Source organism: Kribbella lupini, assembly GCF_039529595.1.
Classification (GTDB): domain Bacteria; phylum Actinomycetota; class Actinomycetes; order Propionibacteriales; family Kribbellaceae; genus Kribbella; species Kribbella lupini.
In genome coordinates, this window is record NZ_BAAANC010000003.1 from 441,369 (window position 1) to 461,311 (window position 19,943).

General features: G+C 68.5%; 16 protein-coding genes and 1 riboswitch. Of the genes, 2 read left to right on the forward strand and 14 right to left on the reverse strand.

The genetic code is table 11. The features are described from left to right. Positions 1-27: 27 nt before the first annotated feature. From ABD235_RS28265 to ABD235_RS28280, 4 genes are all read right to left on the reverse strand, one after another. The gene (locus ABD235_RS28265) at positions 28-906 is read right to left on the reverse strand and encodes a hypothetical protein (RefSeq protein WP_344179624.1); all 879 of its coding nucleotides are present in this window, start codon (positions 904-906) and stop codon (positions 28-30) included. Positions 907-1,245: 339 nt separating this feature from the next. Further along, positions 1,246-2,466 carry an alpha/beta fold hydrolase gene (locus ABD235_RS28270; RefSeq protein ID WP_344179625.1) on the reverse strand — a complete coding sequence of 407 codons (1,221 nt, stop codon included), beginning with the start codon at positions 2,464-2,466 and terminating at the stop codon, positions 1,246-1,248. A 557-nt stretch (positions 2,467-3,023) separates the two neighbouring features. Beyond that, the gene (locus ABD235_RS28275; protein ID WP_344179626.1) at positions 3,024-4,022 is read right to left on the reverse strand and encodes a sugar-binding transcriptional regulator; all 999 of its coding nucleotides are present in this window, start codon (positions 4,020-4,022) and stop codon (positions 3,024-3,026) included. Positions 4,023-4,049: 27 nt separating this feature from the next. Further along, positions 4,050-5,561 (reverse strand): glycoside hydrolase family 140 protein, encoded by a 1,512-nt coding sequence (locus ABD235_RS28280; RefSeq protein WP_344179627.1) that lies wholly within the window; start codon positions 5,559-5,561, stop codon positions 4,050-4,052. Between the two features lie 57 nt (positions 5,562-5,618). Beyond that, positions 5,619-5,752, forward strand: a riboswitch (FMN riboswitch). A gap of 102 nt (positions 5,753-5,854) precedes the next feature. Here ABD235_RS28280 and ribB point away from each other — a divergent pair. Continuing rightward, the gene (ribB, locus tag ABD235_RS28285; RefSeq protein WP_344179628.1) at positions 5,855-6,478 is read left to right on the forward strand and encodes a 3,4-dihydroxy-2-butanone-4-phosphate synthase; all 624 of its coding nucleotides are present in this window, start codon (positions 5,855-5,857) and stop codon (positions 6,476-6,478) included. Here the strand turns inward: ribB and ABD235_RS28290 are convergent. The 7 genes from ABD235_RS28290 to ABD235_RS28320 are packed head-to-tail and all read right to left on the reverse strand — an operon-like array spanning position 6,462 to position 13,309. Continuing rightward, positions 6,462-7,430: a transketolase family protein gene (locus tag ABD235_RS28290; RefSeq protein ID WP_344179629.1), complete on the reverse strand. Its 969-nt coding sequence runs from the start codon at positions 7,428-7,430 to the stop codon at positions 6,462-6,464. The two genes, ribB and ABD235_RS28290, sit on opposite strands and share 17 nt — an antisense overlap. Next, a complete protein-coding gene (locus ABD235_RS28295; protein WP_344179630.1) occupies positions 7,427-8,305 on the reverse strand; it encodes a transketolase in 879 nt (292 codons plus the stop codon). Before ABD235_RS28295 ends, ABD235_RS28290 begins: the two co-directional genes overlap by 4 nt. Beyond that, positions 8,302-9,297, reverse strand: coding sequence for a sugar phosphate isomerase/epimerase family protein (locus tag ABD235_RS28300; protein ID WP_344179631.1), 996 nt, complete (start codon positions 9,295-9,297; stop codon positions 8,302-8,304). Before ABD235_RS28300 ends, ABD235_RS28295 begins: the two co-directional genes overlap by 4 nt. A gap of 24 nt (positions 9,298-9,321) precedes the next feature. Beyond that, entirely contained in the window at positions 9,322-10,218 is an 897-nt protein-coding gene (locus ABD235_RS28305; RefSeq protein WP_344179632.1) for a carbohydrate ABC transporter permease, read from the reverse strand. Continuing rightward, positions 10,215-11,126 carry a carbohydrate ABC transporter permease gene (locus ABD235_RS28310; protein ID WP_344179633.1) on the reverse strand — a complete coding sequence of 304 codons (912 nt, stop codon included), beginning with the start codon at positions 11,124-11,126 and terminating at the stop codon, positions 10,215-10,217. Before ABD235_RS28310 ends, ABD235_RS28305 begins: the two co-directional genes overlap by 4 nt. A 3-nt stretch (positions 11,127-11,129) precedes the next feature. After that, a complete protein-coding gene (locus ABD235_RS28315; RefSeq protein ID WP_344179634.1) occupies positions 11,130-12,419 on the reverse strand; it encodes an ABC transporter substrate-binding protein in 1,290 nt (429 codons plus the stop codon). Beyond that, positions 12,416-13,309 carry a nucleoside hydrolase gene (locus ABD235_RS28320; protein ID WP_344179635.1) on the reverse strand — a complete coding sequence of 298 codons (894 nt, stop codon included), beginning with the start codon at positions 13,307-13,309 and terminating at the stop codon, positions 12,416-12,418. Before ABD235_RS28320 ends, ABD235_RS28315 begins: the two co-directional genes overlap by 4 nt. Positions 13,310-13,434: 125 nt before the next feature. On the opposite strand from ABD235_RS28320, the gene ABD235_RS28325 reads away from it, so the two are divergent. Beyond that, positions 13,435-14,856 (forward strand): FGGY-family carbohydrate kinase, encoded by a 1,422-nt coding sequence (locus tag ABD235_RS28325; RefSeq protein WP_344179636.1) that lies wholly within the window; start codon positions 13,435-13,437, stop codon positions 14,854-14,856. Here ABD235_RS28325 and ABD235_RS28330 read toward each other — a convergent pair. The 3 genes from ABD235_RS28330 to ABD235_RS28340 all read right to left on the reverse strand — a co-directional run bounded on the left by ABD235_RS28330 (position 14,816) and on the right by ABD235_RS28340 (position 19,913). Next, positions 14,816-15,640, reverse strand: coding sequence for a CPBP family intramembrane glutamic endopeptidase (locus tag ABD235_RS28330; RefSeq protein ID WP_344179637.1), 825 nt, complete (start codon positions 15,638-15,640; stop codon positions 14,816-14,818). The two genes, ABD235_RS28325 and ABD235_RS28330, sit on opposite strands and share 41 nt — an antisense overlap. 537 nt (positions 15,641-16,177) lie before the next feature. After that, positions 16,178-17,713, reverse strand: a complete 1,536-nt coding sequence (locus tag ABD235_RS28335) for an FG-GAP-like repeat-containing protein (RefSeq protein WP_344179638.1) — start codon at positions 17,711-17,713, stop codon at positions 16,178-16,180. A gap of 97 nt (positions 17,714-17,810) precedes the next feature. Then, complete coding sequence (locus ABD235_RS28340; RefSeq protein ID WP_344179639.1) at positions 17,811-19,913, reverse strand: NPCBM/NEW2 domain-containing protein; 2,103 nt, start codon at positions 19,911-19,913, stop codon at positions 17,811-17,813. Positions 19,914-19,943: the final 30 nt, after the last annotated feature.

Here is a 19,943-nt window from a genome sequence, read left to right on the forward strand (position 1 = left end):
TGCAGAAAAACGCCCGGGCTCCCCCCATCACCGAAGGTCGGGCAGTGGATTCTCCACTGACAACAAGGTGAACAGAGAATCGATCTGTTCTTGGGTCAGGCCCCTTTTCACCGCTTCCAGGGCGGGCACACGCCACGATCCCAGCGGCCTCAGGGACTTCCGCTCGTAGTAGTCATGGCTCAGATAGGCCAGGAAGTAGTGGTATATCCCGCGGTCCTCAAGGTTTATCGCAGCCCTGATCAACGCCTCGACTTTCCGGATGCACTGCAGCGAGGCTCGAATTGCCTTCGAGCCGTCCAGCAGAGCAACCGCACCCAAGTAGTACGCAGTCGGGTTGGCTGGATCGTTCGCCGCGGCCAGGGCGAAGTCCTGCGCCGCTTCGCGACGAAGCCCGAGGCCGAGGTGCTGCTCACCAGCGGCGAAGTGCTTCGCTGCCAACGTTTGCTGGTCCTCGCGGGCGTAGTAGGTGTTGTTCGAGCCGCCGTAGACCGGGCCGTGGACTGTTCCCGTTGTGAACACCGAGCCGCGGCCCTGCCTGACCGTGAAGTCGTTCGACACTGACCCGAGGAGTGCTCTCACTGCCGCCAGCCGCTCAGGATCAGCCGTCAGCAGGTCCTCGACAGCGCCCTCCAGCTGAATCTGGGCGTTCTGGTGCTCAGGGTTCGCAGCGATGGCAGCCACTCGCCGTTCGATCCCCTCTTCGAGAACACCGACCGGCGAGTCCACAACGCCGGCCTGGCGACCACGGAGCAACTGACGGATCAGACGCTGCCCCAGCCGGACCGTTGCGTCACTCGCCTCGTCCTGGGACTTGTCCAGCACTCTGCCGCCGAGATCCTTGATCGCCGGCACCACATACTTCATGACCAGAGCCGCCGTCGCCGCGGCGATCGTGATCGGTTCCATCGATTCCCCCTCCGAGTCCACGACTGGACAGCCCATGAGGAATATCGACATTCAGCGCAACCGACATTTCTTATCGCCACCCACCCGTTCGGCCCCACCCCTGGGTCCGCTCGCGGCCTTGGCGGCCGCGCCCTACCTCGACTACATCGGATAGTTGAGCACTGCGTTACAGATCCTCACCCGATTGTTTCCAACCATATCCAAACTTTGAGCGTTCACATTTGGCGAAGCCGCAATGCTCGCGGATGAATTCAACGTTTGACACACTCCAACGGCAAACCAGGCCGAGAGTGGTTCCTCAGGTTCTTCATTTGGAACCTGCAGCACCGCGGTCAACGGTCAGCGACGTCCGAGATAGTCGTTGACGGTTTTCACCATTGCCGGGATGCGTTCGTCGTAGACGCCGTGGGTGCGGCGGTCGACGGTGTGAAGGGTCGAGTTGGGGAGCTTGGTGTGGAGGGTGCGGGCCGAGTGCAGCGGGATGTTGTCGCGTTCGGCCTGGACGATCAGCAGCGGGGTGTTGTTGCTGATGGCAAGGGGTGGTTCGGTGGTGTGCTGGGTCCAGTAGGCGCACGGTAGGAAAGTCGTCGCGAACAGCGGCTGCGTGGATCGGGTGCGCTGAACGTCGCGCCAGTACGCCGCTGGGCTCGTCGGCCAGCCGGTGTCGTTGCAGGTGAAGGCGATCGACGCGGCGATGAACTGCGAGTACACCGGCGCGCGACCGTAGTACTGGTCGAGCCAGCCTGTGAGCTCTGGGGTCGGTGGGGTGTTGCGAAGCAGGGTGCTGACATTGCGCGCCATCAGATCGCGGTCGTTCTCGTCCCCGAGGGCTGACTGCAGCACCCAAGGCAGCACCGCAGAGTCGACCTTGTGGCCGGCGATCGTCAGATCACGCTTCATCAGCCGACTCACCGCCGCGCGGATCTCCTGACCGCTTCCTCCGAGGTGGTACTTGTCGTCCCGCCAAGCCGCCCAGGCGGCCCACTCGTCGAAGGCAGCCTCCGCGCGTTCGCCGGTCGCCAGGTGGTGGTACTCCGACCCTTCGACATCGGTAACGCTGTCGACCACCATCCGGTCGACGTTGCCCTCAAAGAGCTGGCTGTAGACCACCCCGAGGTCGGCGCCCCAGGAGACGCCGTAGTAGTTCAGTTTCTCTTCGCCGAGCGCCTTCCGTACGACGTCCAGGTCGCGCGCCACGTTCCGGATGCTCGCGTGCTGGAGTCCTTCAGGACAGGTCCGTACGAACGCCCGCGCCCGGTGCGCCGACTCCACAAAGTCGGCGCGATCCAGCGATGACCGGAAGACGTCGGCCAGTCGGACCTCACCACAGTTCGCCGGCGCACTCCGCCCAACGAACCGAGGATCGAAGCCGATCAGGTCGTACTGCTTCGCCACATCGCCAAGCAGTGGCCGCAAGGCCAACGGGTAGTCGAGCCCGGATCCACCTGGTCCGCCCGGATTTACCACCAGCACACCACGCCGCTTGCCCGGGTCGGCCTTGATTCGCGAGACCGCCAGGTCGATCGTGCGCCCGTCCGGATGCAGGGGGTCGAGCGGCACGCTGACGGTGCTGCAGGTAGCCCCCGCTTCGTCGAGCGCTTTGCCTTGGTCATCGTTGCTGCCGGATTGACACGCCCGCCAGGTCAGAGCGGAGACGTTCGCATCACCGGACGTCGCGCCCGCCGTCACACTTGCTGCTGGCAACAACATGAGTGATGCCAGAAAGACCGCCACAGTTCGCATACCCAAGACGCTAGGTGCGGTACGACGCTTGGTCCGGGGCGCGGACGCCCGAGCTGCGGTAGCTCGCGCGCTACCGCGGGTCGACTGATGCGTCGTTCGACGACTGGTGCGATGTACCGGGTCAGTCGTCATAACCCGAGGCAGTAGGTCAGGACGAGCACGACTCGGGGTAGGCGCCAGCACCCGGCCTCAGCGCGGCAGCGCGCACAAGATGCGGACGCCAGCACGCATACGTCAGCGCGCCAACGCGCACTCGAAGCGGCGCCAGCCGCGCACAGGAAGCGGGCGCCAGCACGCGCACCCACCAAAAGGGGCGGGCGGGAGCACGCACCGCAGTGAGCGCCAGCGAACGGAGGGGCGCGCGTTGGGGGAAATCAGTCGGCAAGCAGTCGGTGCGCCATGGCGAGGTCCGTGATGAGGATGTTCACCCACCCGCCCAGCAGCGCCGCACGGATGGCGGAGTACTTGCGCCCCCCGCCGGCCACGCCGATCCGGCGCGGAACAGCGAGGAGTTCCTTCGCCGTCACGCCGATGACGCGTTGGTCGAAGGTGGAGCGGACGTGTTTGCCTTCCTCGTCGAAGAAGCGGAAGCAGACGTCGCCGACGGCGCCGAGGCGGCGGAGTTCGTCCTGGTCGGCCTCGGCGACTGCGTTTCCGCTGCGTTGCAGCAGCGGCGACGGCTCGAGGCTGCCGATGCCGACGAGGGCGTCGGTGAGTTGGCCCCAGGTGCCGAGGACGTCGCGGACGGAGACGTCGTTCATCATCGCCCGGCGTACGGCGGGCGTTCCGACCAGGCCGGGAGCGGGGAGGTAGACCGGCATCGCGCCGGTCAGTTCGGCGAAGCGGGCGGTCAGGCGCGTGGCCTGCATCTGGACGGCGGCGTCGCCGAGGCCGCCGACGATTTGGACGACCTTCTCGGCGACCGGGACGCTCTTGCGGGGCATCCGGTCGACGGCGCTGATCAACGTCTCGCTCCAGGACGAGATGCCGATCAGGTGCCCGCCGGTGAGCGTCATGTCGAGGTACGCCGCAGCGCCCGACCCGAGCGCCGGCAGCACGTCCTCCTCCACCGCGCCCGCCAACCCGCCCGGCAGCCCGTCGGTGTCGACAACCACCGCGTCCCGCAGCCCGTACCGTCCCTGGAGTTCGTCCTCGAGATCGCTGTGCACCCCGCTCGGCATCGTCACGACGGTGTGCACGATCCCCACCTCGACCGCCTGCTTGAGCATCCGCGACACGCGCGCCTGGGACAGGTTGAGCTCGCTGGCGATGCGCGGCTGCCGGATGCCCTTCTCGTGGTACATCCGGGCGACTTTCGCCAGCAGCCGCAGCTCGTCCAGCCCCGGCCGACGTACGCCACGGTCAGCGCTCATGCGTTGCCCCCTTCGATCAGGACTGGACTATAGGCAGATGTAGACGCGCGGCGCGCCACCAGCATCGGGCAGCGGGTCGCCCGGCGTGTCCCGTCGCCCGGTCGCCACCACCGACCCGTCGCGTGGATCGACGATCCGGTATGACAGAGGCACCGAGTCGTCGAACACCATCACCGGCCCACCGTGCTCGCGGTACACGATCAGCAACCCACCTGAACCGCGCAGCGCCCGCCCCGAGATCACCCGCGTCCAGTCCGGCTCCAGATCCGCCACCGGCAGCCCGGCCAGCACCCGCCCCACCAGCCCGACGTACGTCGACCCCTCGAAATCAACCGCCTCTCTCCACCCAGCGTCCGGCGCGATGAAGAACGACGAGTGCCCCGGCTCCGAACCGTGCAGCCGCCACTGCCACAGACTCCCAGCGCCGTACACGACCCCCATCGTCCCGCCCGCGCACAGGTTGCTCCACGCCTCGTGCCCCTGCCACCACCCGGAGGCCACGTCGAGACCGCCGTGCTTCTCGTACGTCGGTTCGCCGTTCGCCACACCTCGCACCGGCAAGTTCCGCCACATGTCGGCCACCCGCTCCGGCACGTGCTCGCCGGTGTGCCCGGTCTGGCACCACTGGAAGTCCAGCCAATCCGCATCCTGATGCGCCGACGCGCGGATGTGCGGCCGGTAGTGGATCCCGGTCGGCTGCCCGTAGCAGTCAGTCGCGTGCACCTCAGAGCCCCCGGCCTCGACCTGCGGCTCCAGCCCGGTCCCGTCCCCACCCACCAAGTAGATCGCCGGCGACGCCCCGTACCGAGCGACCAGGTACCGGCAGTACGTCGCATACTCCTCAGCCGGTACGACGGTCCCCGCAACCCCCAACCCCTTCCACCCGAACCCCTGGAACACCGGCTGCAGCACCGGCACCAACCCGTGCTCCACCAGCGCCGCCAGCAGCCGATCCAGGTACTGGAAGTACTCCGCCCGAGGCTGCCGCAGGTGCCCGGCCGGCAGATCCTCGAACCCGACGTCGAATCCCTCGTCCGCCGTCCGGTCCCGCGGCCCGACCGCGCCCATGTCCGGCTGCACCGACATCAGCAGGACGGCGTTGAACCCCTTCGCCTGCCGATCGGCCGCGTACTCCCGCACCTGAGAAACGGTCGCCCGCCACGGCAGCGCCCACGCGGTGTCGGCGACGAGAAGAGCTGCAGTCCCGTCCGCGTGCACCAGACTCCGCCCGCCAGGAGACATCCGCCAGAACCCGTGGGCGTAGAACGGGTTCGTCTCGTCCTCGGCCGCGGGCGACACCTCCAGTACGCCGTACGACGAGCCGAACGCCCACTCCCACCGCCCCGGCAACGGCGCCGCGAACCGCACCCGCCACAGGTCCCCGGAGCCGTCGTCGCGCGCACCCTCCCCGTCCCAGAACGCCGGCCGCCGCAGCCGCTCACCGCTCTCGTGCGTGAACTCGGCCCACACCTGCTCGCCGTACGCCGACGGCAACGTGGCCGAGAGCTCGACCGGCCGCCACACGGATGAGATGGACATGACACTCCCGGAATCGACGGGGACGGATAGACTGCGAGCTGAAATCTGCAAGATCACACACGTGCTCTGGGGTCGGTGAAATTCCGAGCCGGCGGTGACAGTCCGCGACCCGGTCGATGAAGGTGTCGACCGGTTGACCTGGTGGAACTCCGGGACCGACGGTGAAAGTCCGGATGGGAAGACGCACGTGGCAGACTTCGCGATGCCGTCCGGCGTGCGCCCACACGGGTGCCCGGAGGGAGTCGCGGAGCTTGTCGTTGCCCCCGGAGTGCCAGGCCGAGAGGACAGCGACTGTGAGCACCGTGGCGAGCACGACCCGCCTGGACACCATCGACCACGCGATCGCCGAGATCGGGCGTGGACGCCCGGTCGTGGTGGTCGACGACGAGGACCGCGAGAACGAGGGCGACCTGACCTTCGCCGCGAGCCTGGCCACGCCGGAGCTGATGGCCCTGCTGGTCCGCTACACCAGCGGGTACGTCTGCGCCCCGGCGGCGCCCGAGGTCCTCGACCGGCTCGAGCTGCCGCTGATGGTCCCGAACAACCAGGACAGCCTCCGTACGGCGTACACGGTGTCGGTCGACGCGAGCACCGGCGTGGGCACCGGCATCTCGGCCGCGGACCGGGCCCGGACCGTCAACGTGCTCGCCGACGCCCAGGCGCGGCCCACCGACCTGATCCGGCCCGGCCACATCCTCCCGCTCCGCGCGGTCGCGGGCGGCGTCCGGCAGCGGCCCGGTCACACCGAGGCCACCGTCGAGCTCGTCCGGCTGGCGGGGCTGCCGCCGGTCGGCGTGATCGGCGAGCTGATGAACGACGACGGCACGCTGATGACCGGCGCGGACCTGCGCGCGTTCGCCGACACCCACGACTTCGCGATGGTCTCGATCGCCGACCTGGTCACTTACCTCGGCTGACCAGTTCGCGGGCCGCGGACGCGATGCCGTCCGCGGACAGCCCGTACCGGTCCAGCAGGTACGACGCCGAGCCGGTCGGCGCGAACTCGGGGATCCCGAGGATCGACACCCGCGCCGGGTGTTGCTGGACCACGGCCTCCGCGACCGCGCCGCCGAGCCCGCCCCCGCTGACCCCCTCCTCCGCCGTCACGATGCCGGCCGTCTCCCGCGCGGCCGCGACCACGGCGTCGGTGTCGAGCGGTTTCACCGTCGGCATCGACAGCACCCGGGCCGAGATCCCTTCCGTGGCGAGCTGCTCGGCCGCGGCCAGCGCCCGCCAGAGCACCGTGCCGTTGCTGATCAGCGTCACGTCGTCGCCGGCCCGGACGGTGACCGCCTGGCCGAGCTCGAAGGTGTAGTCGTCGGCGTAGATCCGCGGCACGCTCATCCGGCTGACCCGGATGAACACCGGCCCGTCGGACGCGGCCGCCCAGCGCAGCGCCGCCGCCGTCTCCACCGGGTCGGCCGGCACGATGATCGTCATCCCGGAGATCGCCCGCAGCCAGGCGATGTCCTCGATCGAGTGGTGCGTCGGCCCGAGCTCGCCGTACGCGACGCCCGGGCTCATGCCGCACAGCTTCACGTTGGTGTGCGAGTACGCGACGTCGGCCTTGATCTGCTCCAGCGCGCGACCGGTGAGGAAGCACGACGCCGCCGACACGAACGGGATCCGGCCGCCGTTGGCCAGCCCGGAGGCGACCCCGACCATGTCCTGCTCGGCGATGCCGACGTTGATCAGCCGGTCCGGGAACGCCTTGCGGAAGCTGTTCAGCTTGCTCGACCCGACCGAGTCGTTGACGACGCCGACGATCCGGTGGTCGGCGTGGGCCAGCTCGGCCAGCGTCTCGACGTACGCGTCCCGGCAGTCGTACCGCGGCCGGTCGGCGATCGAGGGACTGTCGGTGACAGTCATGAGAGCTCCTTGAGTGCTTGGGCGAACTCGGCCGCGTCGGGCACCCGGTGGTGCCACGCGACGTTGTTGCTCATGAACGAGATCGGGTGGCCCTTGTGCGTGTGGGCGATCACGAAGGTCGGCTTGCCCGGCCGGAACGGTACGGCGGACAGCACGTCGAGCAGCTCGCCGTGGTCGTGCCCGTTCACCTCGACCACCGCGAACCCGAACGCCGCCGCCTTGTCCGGCAGCGGGTCGAGGTCGTTGGTCTCCTTGGTGGTCGCGCCCTGCTGCAGCCGGTTCCGGTCGACGATCACGGTCAGCCGGTCCAGCTGGTACTGCGAGGCCGCCATCATCGCCTCCCAGTTGCTGCCCTCCTGGAGCTCGCCGTCGCCGACCAGCACGTACGTCCGGCGCAGCGACACGTCGAGCTTGGCCGACAGCGCGTGCCCGACCGCGACAGGCAGGCCGTGCCCGAGCGGGCCCGTGTTGGCCTCGACGCCGGCGACCTTGCGCCGGTTCGGGTGCCCGTTCAGCGCCGACAACGGCTTGAGGAACGTCGCCAGCTCCTCGACCGGCAGGAACCCGAAGGCGGCCAGCGTCGTGTAGAGCGCACCCGCGACATGGCCCTTGCTGAGGATGAACCGGTCGCGCTCGGGGTCGTCGACCCGGTCCGGCGCGACGTCCAGCACCGCGCCGTACAAGGTGGCCAGGATGTCGATCGACGAGAAGTCGCCGCCGATGTGCCCGGCGCCGGCATGGTGGACGAGTTTGAGGTCCTGGATCCGGATCTGCCGGGCGGCCTCGGCGATGTGCGCGACCTGCTCCGAGCGGCTGCTGTGGACCGGCAGCCGCCCGAGCACGGGCATCGTCGTGTGCTCGACCGTCAGCGTCATGTCAGCTCCGCCATCGACGACAGCAGCACCTTCTGGACCAGACGTTGCGCGGCCAGCGCGTCGTGCGACGCCTGCGCGGCGGCCAGCGCCTCCTCGTCCAGTACGTCGAGCGCGTGGTGCACCGCCTTGAGGAACCGGATGGCCTGCTGGGCCGCCTCGACGCTGTCCTCGCGGAACGGGAACTGGTCGAGCTGCCAGACGCCCTCCCAGTTGTTGCGGCGCAGGGTGTGGAAGAACTCGAACGTCTCGACCAGGTGCACCGAGCCGACCACCATGTCGTCGTCCCAGCCGCGCAGGTTGTCGTTCACGTCGATCGCGAACAGCCGGCCGTAGTCGATCGCCAGCTGCGCCGCGTCGGCCGGCGTCTCCTGCCCGTACAGGGAGTGGCCGAAGTCGAGCAGGATGCCCAGGTTGGGCAGGCCGATCTTCTCGATCCCGAGCAGCGTGCGGGCGACGTTCGGGAAGATGATCTTCACGCGGGGCTCGCGCGGCTTGTACTCGATCACGAAGTTGATGTCGGGGTGCGCCGAGACCAGCTCGGTCAGCCCGTCCAGCGCCAGCTTCCAGATGTCGTGGTAGTTCACCTGGAACGGGTAGTCCCAGCCGTCCTGCCCCGGCCACAGCTTCACGTACGAGCAGCCCAGGTCCTTGGCCAGTTCGGTTGCCTGGTGCAACAGCTCGAGCGCCTGCTTGCGGACGCCGGGGTCGGGGTTGGTGATCGAGCCCTTGACGAAGTCGCGGGTGTAGATCTCGGGCGTGATCGCGATCGCCTTCAGGTTGTTGCGGGCCAGCGCGGCCTTCACCTCGTCGAGCGTCCCGTCGTACCCGGCGAACGGCCAGTTCAGGTCGACCACGGACAGGTCGCCGACGGCGCCCGCGCGGTCGATCTGCTCCAGCAGCCCGACCGGCGGCCCGTAGCCGTCGGTGGCGTAGCGGTCCTTGTACGTCGCGAAGTGCCAGATACCCGCGCCGAAGACCGGCAGCTCGGTCATGGTGTCGTCTCCTTCAGATGAGGGTCAGCCCTTGGTGGCGCCGGCGGTGAGCCCGCCGACGATCCAGCGCTGGAGCAAGGTGTAGGCGATCAGGATCGGGACGACGGCGATCAGGATGCCCGCCGCCAGACCGGTGTTGTTGTTGGCGAACTGGCCCTGGAAGTTCAGCAGCCCGACCGGGATGGTCTTGTTCGCGTCGGAGTTCAGCAGGATCAGCGCGAACAGGAACTCGTTCCAGGTCGCCACCGCGTCCAGGATCGCGACCGTCACCAGGGCCGGCAGCGACAGCGGCAGGATCATCGTGAAGAACACCCGCCAGTCGCCGGCGCCGTCGACCTTGGCCGCCTCGATGATCTCGTCCGGGATCTGCCGGAAGAACGACTGCAGCACCAGCACCTCGAACGGGATGCCGAAGGCCAGGTACGGCCCGATCAGCCCGAACAGGCTGTCGGTCGCGCCGGCCGAGCGCAGCATGATGAAGACCGGCACGATCGCGATGTAGATCGGGATGGTCAGCCCGAGGAACACGGTGAACATCACCGTTCGGCGGAACTTCATCCGCAGCTTGGCCAGCGCGAACCCGAGCATCGCCGAGATCAGCACGCCGAGCGGCACCTTGATCAGCGCCAGCAGCGCGCTGTTCTTGTACGTCGTGGCGAAGTTGCCGATCCCCCACGCGTCGCTGAAGTTGGACCAGGTGAACTCCTCCGGCCAGGACAGCGGCCCGTTGCCGACGAAGTCCGCGAGCGGCCGGCCCGCGGTGATCACCAGCAGCGCCAGCGGCGAGATCCAGAAGATCGCCGCCACCGCGAGCACCAGCGTGACGACCAGTCCTTTACGGCCTCGCGGCGGCTTGTTCGCGGGCGTGGACTCCTCGGTGACGACCGGCGCCTCGACGCGGACCGGAGCGATCGAGGTCATGAGGCCTCCTTGGTCTGCGAGCGGACGTACGGGATGCCGACGGCAACGGCCACCAGCGTGATGACGACCGCGATCGCGGTGCCGTAGCCGGCCTGGTAGTACTGGAAGACGTTGAAGTACATCCACGTCCCCATCACCTGCGTCGACGTCCCCGGGCCGCCGTACGTCATCGCGTAGATCATGTCGAAGACCTTGAACGAGTCGATCAGCGACAGCGCCAGCACGATGTAGTGCGCCGGTCTGAGGCTCGGCATCGTGACGTGCCAGAACTGTTGCCACCGGCTCGCACCGTCGACGGTCGCCGCTTCGTACAGCTCGTTCGGGATCCCTTGCAGAGCGGCCAGGTAGAGCAGCATCGGGAAGCCCGTGCGCAACCAGATCGCCGGCACCATCACCGCCCACAGCGCGGTCGAGTCCTGCCCGAGCCACGGCTGGGCGAGGCCGTCCAGCCCGATCAGCCGCAGCGCGGAGTTGATCGCGCCGTACTGCGGGTTGTAGAGCCAGCCCCAGATGCTCGCGATCGACACCAGCGGCAGCACGGCCGGCGTGTAGAAGATCAGCCGCAGGATCGGCTTGCCGTGCACCTTGCCGTTCAGCGCGATCGCCAGCGCCAGCCCGACGACGGTCGGGACGGCGATCGTCACTACGGTCCAGATCAGGTTGTTCCGGACCGCGGTGACCACGACCGGGTCGCTCGGCAGCTTGGCGTAGTTGTCCAGGCCGACGAAGTCGTACGTCGCGCTCAGGCCGTCCCAGTTGGTCAGGCTGAAGAACAGCGACGAGATCGCCGGGTACACCAGGAACCCGACGTACACGATCACCGCGGGCAGCGCGAACAACCAGGGCGACCAGCGGCCGCCCTTGGCCGGCTTCGCCGGTGTGGGCTTGGACAGCGCGACGACCGCCACGACTCAGCCCTTGGCCCAGGCCGAGACGATCTCCTGCATCTTCTTGGCCGCCGCCTCGGGCGTGACCGATCCCTGGAGCAGGTCGCTCTGGATGCTGAAGTACTGGTCGGCCTCCTTCTTCGGGAAGGCCTGGTCCTGGATCGTGTAGAACGGGTTGCCGGCGTACTTCTGCGCCCACTCGGCGGCCAGCGGCAGCGCCTTCGGGTCCGGCTCGGCGCCCTTCACGGTCGACGCGGTGATCTGCATCGCCTTCTGGGCCTCGGGCCGGCAGATGAAGTCGATCAGCGCTGCGGCTTTGTCGGCGTTCCCGGACTTGGCGTTGATCATGTAGCCCTCGACGAAGCCCGAGTGCCGCGACGGCTTCTGGTCGGTCGGCAGCTCGAAGGTGCCGAAGGCGGTGGACGGCTTCTTGGCCGACAGGATCGCCTGCGCCTCGGTCCACGGCCCGGTGATCGTGTACGCCGTCTTGCCCTGCACGTACCCGGGCTCGACGTCGGCCGGGTCCAGGCCGAGCGCGCCCTGCGGCATCCACTTCTTGTCCTGCCACTTCTTGAACAGCGCGAACGCCTCGACCACCTCGGGCCGGTCCCAGCTCTCGGCGCCGGTCAGCAGCTTGTCGTGCAGCTCCGGGCCCGCGGTGTGCTCGAGCAGGTACTCGAACAGCCGCATCACGTGCCAGCCGTACTTGCCGCCGGTCGCGAGCGGGGTGACGCCGACCGCGACGAGCTTGTCGTTGACCGCCTCCAGCTCGGCGTACGTCGTCGGCGGCGCGCTGACACCGGCCTTGGCGAACAGCGACTTGTTGTACCAGGCACCGATTCCCAGCGCGATGAACGGGACGCCGGTCTTCACGCCGTCGAAGGTCATGCCACTGATCGCCGCGGCGTTGATCGTGGAGTCCCAGCCGTACTTGGAGTAGTACGGCGCCAGGTCGAGCGCCTGCTTGGCCTTGGCGAACGGGCTGCCGATCTGGCCGCCCCAGATCCGCCAGACGTCCGGGCCCTTGCCGCCGAGCAGCTCGGTGCGCAGCTTGTCCGGGTACACGGCCGCGCCGGAACCCGGCAGGCTGTCGACGGTGGTCGTCGTCCCGTTCTGCTCGTCGAACTTCTTCACCTGGGCCTTCAGGAGGCCGATCGTGGTGTCGTCCTCGTAGGTGAACAGGCGCAGGTTGTTCGAGGTCGCGGCGGTGGCGCCACCGCTGGACGTCGTACCGGCCCCGGTGCAGGCGGACAGTCCGGCGCCGAGCGCGGCCGCGGAGGTGAGGCCGAGGAATCCCCGGCGGGTGTAGGTCATGACTGGCTCCTTTGGCGGGCGAAGCGGCGGATCTTGGCGAACATGTCCTCGAGCAGGAAGCGGACGTCGACCTGTTCGCAGACGTGGATCGGGTTGTCGGTGCCGGGCAGGTACCAGCCGTCGACGCCGAAGCGCGGCGCCGGCCGGACCCGCAGGTCCCCGCTGCGGGGGAAGAGCATCAGCGCGATCGCGGGCGAGTCGCCGAGGGAGCGGGACTCGATCGGCTCGCCGTGGTGGATCGCGTTCCACTCGTGCAGCTGCTCGATGAGGTACTTGCCGAGCGGGCCGGCGTCGCCGATCTTCTCGTCGAGCTCGGCGTACCCGACCGAGACCTTGGTGTAGACGTCGCTGGGCACCTGCCAGACCGTCATCCCCGACCCGAACACGACGTTGGCGGCGTGGATGTCGTTGGACAGGTTGAACTCGATGCCCGGGTACGACACGTAGCCGTCGTACCCGCGGCCGCCGATCCAGATCACCACGACGTCGCGGTTCACGATGTCCGGGTCGAGCAGGATCGCCGAGGCCATGTTGGTCAGCGGTCCGAGGAACGACACGAACAGCGGATCGTCCTTCGAGGCGAGCTTGGACTCCTCGATGATCAGCTGGGCGCCGGGCGAGTCCAGCGGGGTCTGCTCGTCGGGGATGCCGGTCGGTGCGCCGTTCGCGACTGGGACCTTGCCGGTCAGGTCCATCAGGTCCAGCAGCAGGTCGATCTCCTCCCGGGACTCCTCCATGCTGCGATCGGACCGCCGGGTGCCGAAGTGGGCGGCGATCAGCCCCCGGACGTCGAAGGTCGGCGACAACAGCCCGTGCACGATCGCGAACTGGTCGTCGGCCTCGTTCTTGGCGTCGGTGTCGATGATCACCCGGCGTCTGGTCGGCTTCACGGCTGCCACCTTCGGTTCGAATAGATATTCAGTAGTGCATAGCCTGTCGCCATGAGTGTCACCACGGCGCTAGAGTCCCGTCAAGAGCTCGGTTCAAAGTTGTCGGACTGCGGGAGGTCGGCCGGATGGTGGCAGCGGTGCTCGCGATCGACCAGGGAACGACGAACACCAAGGCGGTACTGGTCGACGCGTCCGGCGCCGTACTGGCGAGCGGTTCGGCGCCGGTCGGTTTGTCGACACCTCGACCGGGATGGGTGGAGCAGGACGCCGATGAGCTGTGGGCGAGCGTGCTGGCGGCTGTGGCTTCCTGCCTCACGCCATCGGCCGAGATCGTAGGGATCGCACTGTCCACTCAACGTGAGTCGATCATCGGCTGGGACCGGCGGACCGGCTCGGCCGTTGGTCCGGTGATCGGCTGGCAGGACGTCCGTACGGCGTCGTGGTGCTCCTCGTTGCCTGCTTCGGTGGACGACCTCGTCCGTCGCCGTACCGGTCTGCGCGTGGACGCGATGTTCTCGGCGCCCAAGCTGCGGTGGTTGCTGGACGAGACCTCCGCTGATCGCGTCGGAACGATCGACTCGTGGCTCGTCCACCGGCTCACTGGTGGCCGGGAGCATCTGATCGAGGCCGGCAATGCCTCGCGCACGTTGCTCTACGACGTCGTCGACCTCGCGTGGTCCTTCGAGTTGCTGGACGCTTTCGGCATCCCTGTGGCGGTCCTCCCCGAGGTCCGTCCTTCTGATGCGGGCTTCGGTGTGACGTCCGGTGTCCCCGGGCTCGCCGACGGCATCCCGATCGTCGCCGTCCTGGCTGATTCGCACGCCGCGATGTACGGGCAGGGATGTGTGCGCGCCGGTCTGGTGAAAGCGACCTACGGGACCGGTTCGTCGGTGATGACTCCGGTCGACAGCTTCGCGACGGACGGGTGCACGCTGGCCTGGCTCACCGACCGTCCGACGTACGCGCTGGAAGGCAACATCGTCTCGTCGGGCGCCGCTCTCGCATGGACCGCCTCATTGTTGGGGCTTGCTGATGTCGGGGCGCTGGTCGAGCTGGCCGCCACAGTGCCTTCTGCTGAAGGCGTCACGCTGGTCCCGGCCTTCGCCGGGCTGGGAGCCCCACACTGGGATCGCGAGGCCCGCGCGGCACTGTCCGGCATGAGCAGCTCGACGACGCGGGCCCACATCGCCCGCGCGGCGGTCGATGCCGTCGCTCACCAGATCTGCGACATCACCGAAACGCTCTCGGTCATGCAGCGCCTACGCGCCGACGGCGGTGCCACTGTCTCCGCCCTTCTCATGCAGACCCAGGCCGATCTCCTCGGCCGCCCGGTCGAGGTCGCCGACGTTCCCGAGCTCTCCGCCCTCGGCGCCGCCGAGCTTGCCTGGACGGCTCTGGGACAACCGACCGGTTGGGCGGAACGCCGTACTTATCGAACCTTCGAGCCCGGGTCCAACGCGGGCCGCGACGACCGCCGTACCGAGTGGGCCGCGGCGGTCGCCTCCGTCACAGCCGGGGCACGCGACGCCAGTACAGGCCGACGCTGACGGCGATCAAGGTCGTGAGGAATAACTCGACCCACAGGCCGGTCGAACTCAGCGCCGGCACCAGCTCTTCGGTCAGGTTCCAGGCCGCGTGCAGCAGGATCGCCGCCCAGACCCCGCCGCGCAGTCGCTCGGAGACGAACAAGATGGTGAACGTCAACGGGAACAGCCCGAGGAAGAACAGCAACCCTTCCAAGCTGGCCAGCCCCTTGTCGTGCTGACCTGTCCCGTCGAGGAAGAACAGCGGCAAGTGCCAGAGCCCCCACGCCGCGCCGATGATCCCGGTCACCGCGATCCGCCCGTACATCCGCCGAAGCCTCGGCTGCAGGTACCCCCGCCACCCGAACTCCTCAGCCACCGGCCCCGCGAGCAACGTGTACGCCAACGCCCCGAGCGGTCCCCCGGCACCGGCGATCACCGACGACGCATGCTCCGGAATCCCGTCGACCCCCAGCAGCAACGCCGCCACGACCGGCGGAACCGCCCCGAACCCCACGGCCGCAATCGGCCAACGCCAGGACCAAGCAACCTGCCGAGGCATCCGGTCGCGGTGCCACAACCACATCACCAACGCAGCCAGCGAAGGCCCACTAGCTGCCAAACCGAAGACCAGCGCCCCGACCCCTTCGTCGACGTTCGCTCCCGCCACCCCCAGCACCAACCACGGCACCCAGGTCAACACCAGACAAACCCCGAAGAACCACCCCACCCGCCGCCGCAGCACCGTCTCCTCGCCGGCCGCCACAACCTCAGCCGTCGCCCCACCCAAACGTCTCGTCGAACCCATGCCTGAATCCTGGCCGCATTCCGTGTGCCCGATCAGGGACCCAGGACGCCAATCCATGGTGGTGCTAGACCTACCTCCCGCCCCTCGGAACCACCACACACTGAAATGCGGACCCCCACCACTCATCAACCTCTCCCCCACCTGGCACCACCGCAGACTCCAAGCGCGAGCCGATCGCCGCCGCGACGCTTGGTGAGTGGTGGAGATCCGCCGACGCCCACCACTGATCAACCTCCCCGCAGCGGCCCTCGGTCGCCCGCTCTACGCGGGAGCCTCGCTTCAGTGGGGTGCTTGATCAGTGGTGGGCGTCGACCGCTCTCGGCGACCGCGGAAGGAAGGCTCGGAACTTTCCAACGGCCGCGCGCTGTTCGGCTGCAGGAAACTGCAGGTCGTGGCTGGTCCCCAAAGGGGTGGGGATCTGATCAAATGGCAGGTAGTGGTGGCCGGTGTTCCCGCGAAGTCACCGGCCACCACCCTCACTGAGCGCCGGACTTCGGGCCCGGTGTTCAGTGCTGTCGGGGCCGAAGTGAGCGGACGTCAGCCGTTCCAGCCGCTGCCTTGTTTGATGCGGGTGCCGAGGGCGTTGGGCTTGCCGGGGTAGACGTACATGTCGCCGCCGGTGTTCGCGACGGTGATCAGGTCGGGTACGCCGTCGCCGGTGAGGTCGCCGAAGCCGGTGAGCGAGCGCATGCCGTTCCAGCCTCCGGTGCCGATCTCGACGCGGGAGGTGCCGCCGGCGAATCCGAGGCCCTTGTAGAGCCAGAGCTTGCCGGTCGCGATGTCGACGGCGGCGAAGTCGGGCTTGCCGTCGCGGGACAGGTCGCCGATCGCGGCGAGCTTGGTCATCTTCTGCCAGCTGGTGCCGAGCTGCTTGCGCGCGGCCAGGCCGTTCAGCTTGCCGGGGTAGACCCACAGCTTGCCGGTGGACTTCTCGATGGTCACCAGGTCGGGGCGGGAGTCGCCGGTGATGTTGCCGATGCCGATCAGGTCGCGCATGCCGGTCCAGCCGGAGTTGCCGATCAGCAACCGGGTGGTGCCGGACAGCGACGGGCCGCGGTACAGCCACAGCTTGCCGGTCGACTTCTCGACGGCCGCGACGTCGGCGTTGCCGTCGCCGGTGAGGTCGCCGACGCCGGTCAGCTCGGTCATGCCGTTCCAGCCGGTGCCGATCTTGACCGCGTTCGCGCCGCCCTCGAACGACCCCTGGCCGTTGTTCGTGTACCGGTAGAGCGCGCCGGTCGGCCGGTGCACGGCGATCATGTCCGGCAGGCCGTCACCCGTCAGGTCGCCGGCGTTGGTCAGGTCCGCGTCGGAGTGACCGGCGACGTACGAGAGCCCGTAGCTCTGCATCGCCGCATTCAAGGTCGACGCCGCGATGGTGTGCGTACCGCCGGTCGGCTTCCACGGGTCCCAGACGGTCAGCGTCTTCGCGGTCTGGTCGTAGCCGTAGACGAGGATCGCGTGCCCGAAGTGGCCGCTGAGCCCCTTGTTCCAGGGCAGCTTCTCCATCCACACACCGATCATCGGCGCGCGCTTCAGCGTGCCGATGTCGTACGCCGCCCAGTTCAGCAGGTTGGTCGCGTTGCCCGTGGTGTCGGAGCTCCAGATCGAGTACCCGAGCGGGTTGACGTACTTGTTGACGACCGGCAACGCGGTCCGGTTGTACGTCCCCTCGGTGGTCGTGCCCATCTCCTTGGCCAGCGTCTGCTGGGTGACGTTCACGCCGTACGTCGCCAGCGTCACCTGACTCGACGCGGGCACGCAGAAGTAGTTGGTGCTCTGGTAGACACCCGTGATCGCCAGCTTGCCGGCCGTCGGCACTGCGTCGACCGCGCGGGCCACCTCCTGCGACGATTTAGGGCGCGGGGCAACGGCTGGACGAGCCGCCCCTGAGACACCGCTGGGGGCGAGGGCAGCAGCTTCGGAAGCACTGAGAGGAACAGATCCACCAGTGGGCGGAAGCTCTGCGGCACCGTCGGTGTCGGCGGTCGCCATGTGGGCGACACCACCAACAACCAGACCGAGGCTGACGACAGCAGCCGTACCGAGCTTCCAGCGGTGACGCAGTTTCATGCAGGGTCCTCACGACGTACAGGCGGATGAAGCGAGAACCACCCAAACACAGCGAGGGGGCAGACCGGCCTGCGGTCTGCCCCCTCGAGAGAACGACTCAGCAGGTGGCCGTGGGGGCCGCCCAGTCGGCGCGGTCGTTGTAGCCGCCGTCGCCGGCGTCACCGACGACAAGGTCGAGCACGCGGACGCCGGTCAGGTCGACGTCGACCTGCTTCGGGTCGTCGCGACCGACGGTGCCGCTGTCGTACAGAACCTTGCCGTCACCAACGACCTGGAAGGTGGACGTGCCGCCCTCCGGACCGACGTTGCGGACGGCGTCGTCGATGCCGACGGTCGCGGTGAACCGGCTGCACTGCTGCCCGACGTAGTACCGGACCAGCGACGGCGAGGCGACGCCGATGCCCGTCTCGTAGGTCTGGCCGACCAGGCTGATCGGCGACCCGCCACCGACGGACTGGTCGATGGTCGGCGTCATCCAGCCGCTGGTCGCGGTGATCCAGTCGTGGTGCGACAGCTGCGCGGTGCCGGACGGCGGCTCCGGCGCGACCACGACCGGCGAGACCGTGGTCTGGTTCTGCCGGCCGTACCCGATCGCCCCGTACGACGTCCGCGCCGTCAGCGCGGCGTTCCCCGGTGCCGCGCCGGCCGGCAGCTTCGCGGTGAACGCGAACACGAACTGCTGACCCGGTGCGATCAGGACCGGGGCCTTCGTCAACGACTTGACCGTCCAGCCGGTGCCACCGGCAAGCGTCACGGCCGGCGTCATCGCGGGCAGCGTACCGTCGTTGCGAACGACAACCTCGACCCGGAGCTCGTCGCCTCCGGCAACCACCGGTGCGATGTCGGCAGGCTGCGTGGCGGTGCCCACCTTGGTCACCTGAGGAATCCCGGCGGTGACGTGGGAAACACCCGGCACCCCGGTCGCCGACGAGACCCGGAACAGCGCCGTACCGTGCGCCGGAACCGCGGCGCTGATCGTGCCCGCGCTCTCGGTGACCTTGTTCGTCCACGCGTTCTTCAGGGTGAACCGCGAACCACTGAGCCCGATCGAACGGGCCGTCGTGGTCAGCGTCTTCGCGCTGTCGCCACGGTTCAGCAGGACGACCGCGCGACCGCCGTCGGCGAGCCGCTTGACCCACGTCTCCGTCGTACCGGCCGCGCCGACGCGTACGGCCTGGACGACCGCCTTGTCCTGGTTGATCGCGAGCACGTCGGGGTCGGTCAGCGTCGCGATCGAGGTGTCGCTCAGCTTGCGCACGTCGCTGCCGATGATCAGCGGCGCCGCGGCCACCGCCCACAGCGTCATCTGGCTGCGGAACTCCTCGTCGGACATGCCCAGCTCCGGCGCGAGGTAGTCGGGGTCGTTGTACGCGCCCGGCCGGACGACCTCCGGGTGCCGCGCGTTCGCGTCGTAGTTGCGCAGGACGTCCTTGTACTTGATGCCGAACACGAAGCCGACGTCGGTGTAGGTCCGCCACGACTGCGCGATGTCCGGCGCGTACGTCCACGAGTTGATCGACTGCTGCGACTCGGGGTAGTTGCCCCAGTCCGGCGACGTGACCGGGTTGCAGAGGTTGAAGATCATCGGCCGCTTGCTGGCGTTGTTGCGTAGCGCCTTGGCGAACTCGGTGAACGCCGTCTTCGGGTCGAGGTCGGCGGCGATGCCGCAGAGGAAGTCGACCTTCACGGCGTCGAATCCGAGCGCGGCGAACTGGTCGGCGTCGTGCTGGTAGTACCCGCCGCCGCTGCCGAGGCCGCACTTGCCCGGGATGTACGGCCCGGCGTCGGTGTAGATGCCGGCCTTCAGGCCCTTGCCGTGGATGTAGTCGACCAGCGACTTCAGGCCGCTGGGGAACTTGGCCGGGTTGGCGACGAGGTCACCCTCGGGGCTGCGGGACTGGTCGGCCTGCCAGCCGCCGTCCAGCCAGACGATGTCGTAGCCGGCCTTGGCCAGCCCACGGCTGACGAGGGTGTCGGCGACGGACTTGATCGTGTCCTCGGTGAAGTCACCACCGAGACCGAAGTAGGTGTTCCAGCCCTGGTACGGCGTGGGGCTGAGCACCGGCGCGGGCGCTGCCGCAGCGGCGGGCACCGACGCGACGGCGGGCGCCGCCGCGGCCGGGACGGTTGCGGTCACCAGCGAGGCGGACACCAGGGCCGCCGTCAGGAGACCGCCGAGCAAGGCGGGAAGTCGTTTCACGCTGTTTCCTTTGCTGCCTAGGACGGACGG

Excerpts from the sequence above, each read along its gene's own strand:
- ABD235_RS28305 (WP_344179632.1), bottom strand. The coding sequence starts at position 10,218 with ATGACCTCGATCGCTCCGGTCCGCGTCGAGGCGCCGGTCGTCACCGAG.
- ABD235_RS28290 (WP_344179629.1), bottom strand. The coding sequence starts at position 7,430 with ATGACTGTCACCGACAGTCCCTCGATCGCCGACCGGCCGCGGTACGAC.
- ABD235_RS28265 (WP_344179624.1), bottom strand. The coding sequence starts at position 906 with ATGGAACCGATCACGATCGCCGCGGCGACGGCGGCTCTGGTCATGAAG.
- ABD235_RS28300 (WP_344179631.1), bottom strand. The coding sequence starts at position 9,297 with ATGACCGAGCTGCCGGTCTTCGGCGCGGGTATCTGGCACTTCGCGACG.
- ABD235_RS28330 (WP_344179637.1), bottom strand. The coding sequence starts at position 15,640 with ATGGGTTCGACGAGACGTTTGGGTGGGGCGACGGCTGAGGTTGTGGCG.
- ABD235_RS28335 (WP_344179638.1), bottom strand. The coding sequence starts at position 17,713 with ATGAAACTGCGTCACCGCTGGAAGCTCGGTACGGCTGCTGTCGTCAGC.
- ABD235_RS28280 (WP_344179627.1), bottom strand. The coding sequence starts at position 5,561 with ATGTCCATCTCATCCGTGTGGCGGCCGGTCGAGCTCTCGGCCACGTTG.
- ABD235_RS28325 (WP_344179636.1), top strand. The coding sequence starts at position 13,435 with ATGGTGGCAGCGGTGCTCGCGATCGACCAGGGAACGACGAACACCAAG.
- ABD235_RS28315 (WP_344179634.1), bottom strand. The coding sequence starts at position 12,419 with ATGACCTACACCCGCCGGGGATTCCTCGGCCTCACCTCCGCGGCCGCG.
- ABD235_RS28275 (WP_344179626.1), bottom strand. The coding sequence starts at position 4,022 with ATGAGCGCTGACCGTGGCGTACGTCGGCCGGGGCTGGACGAGCTGCGG.
- ABD235_RS28295 (WP_344179630.1), bottom strand. The coding sequence starts at position 8,305 with ATGACGCTGACGGTCGAGCACACGACGATGCCCGTGCTCGGGCGGCTG.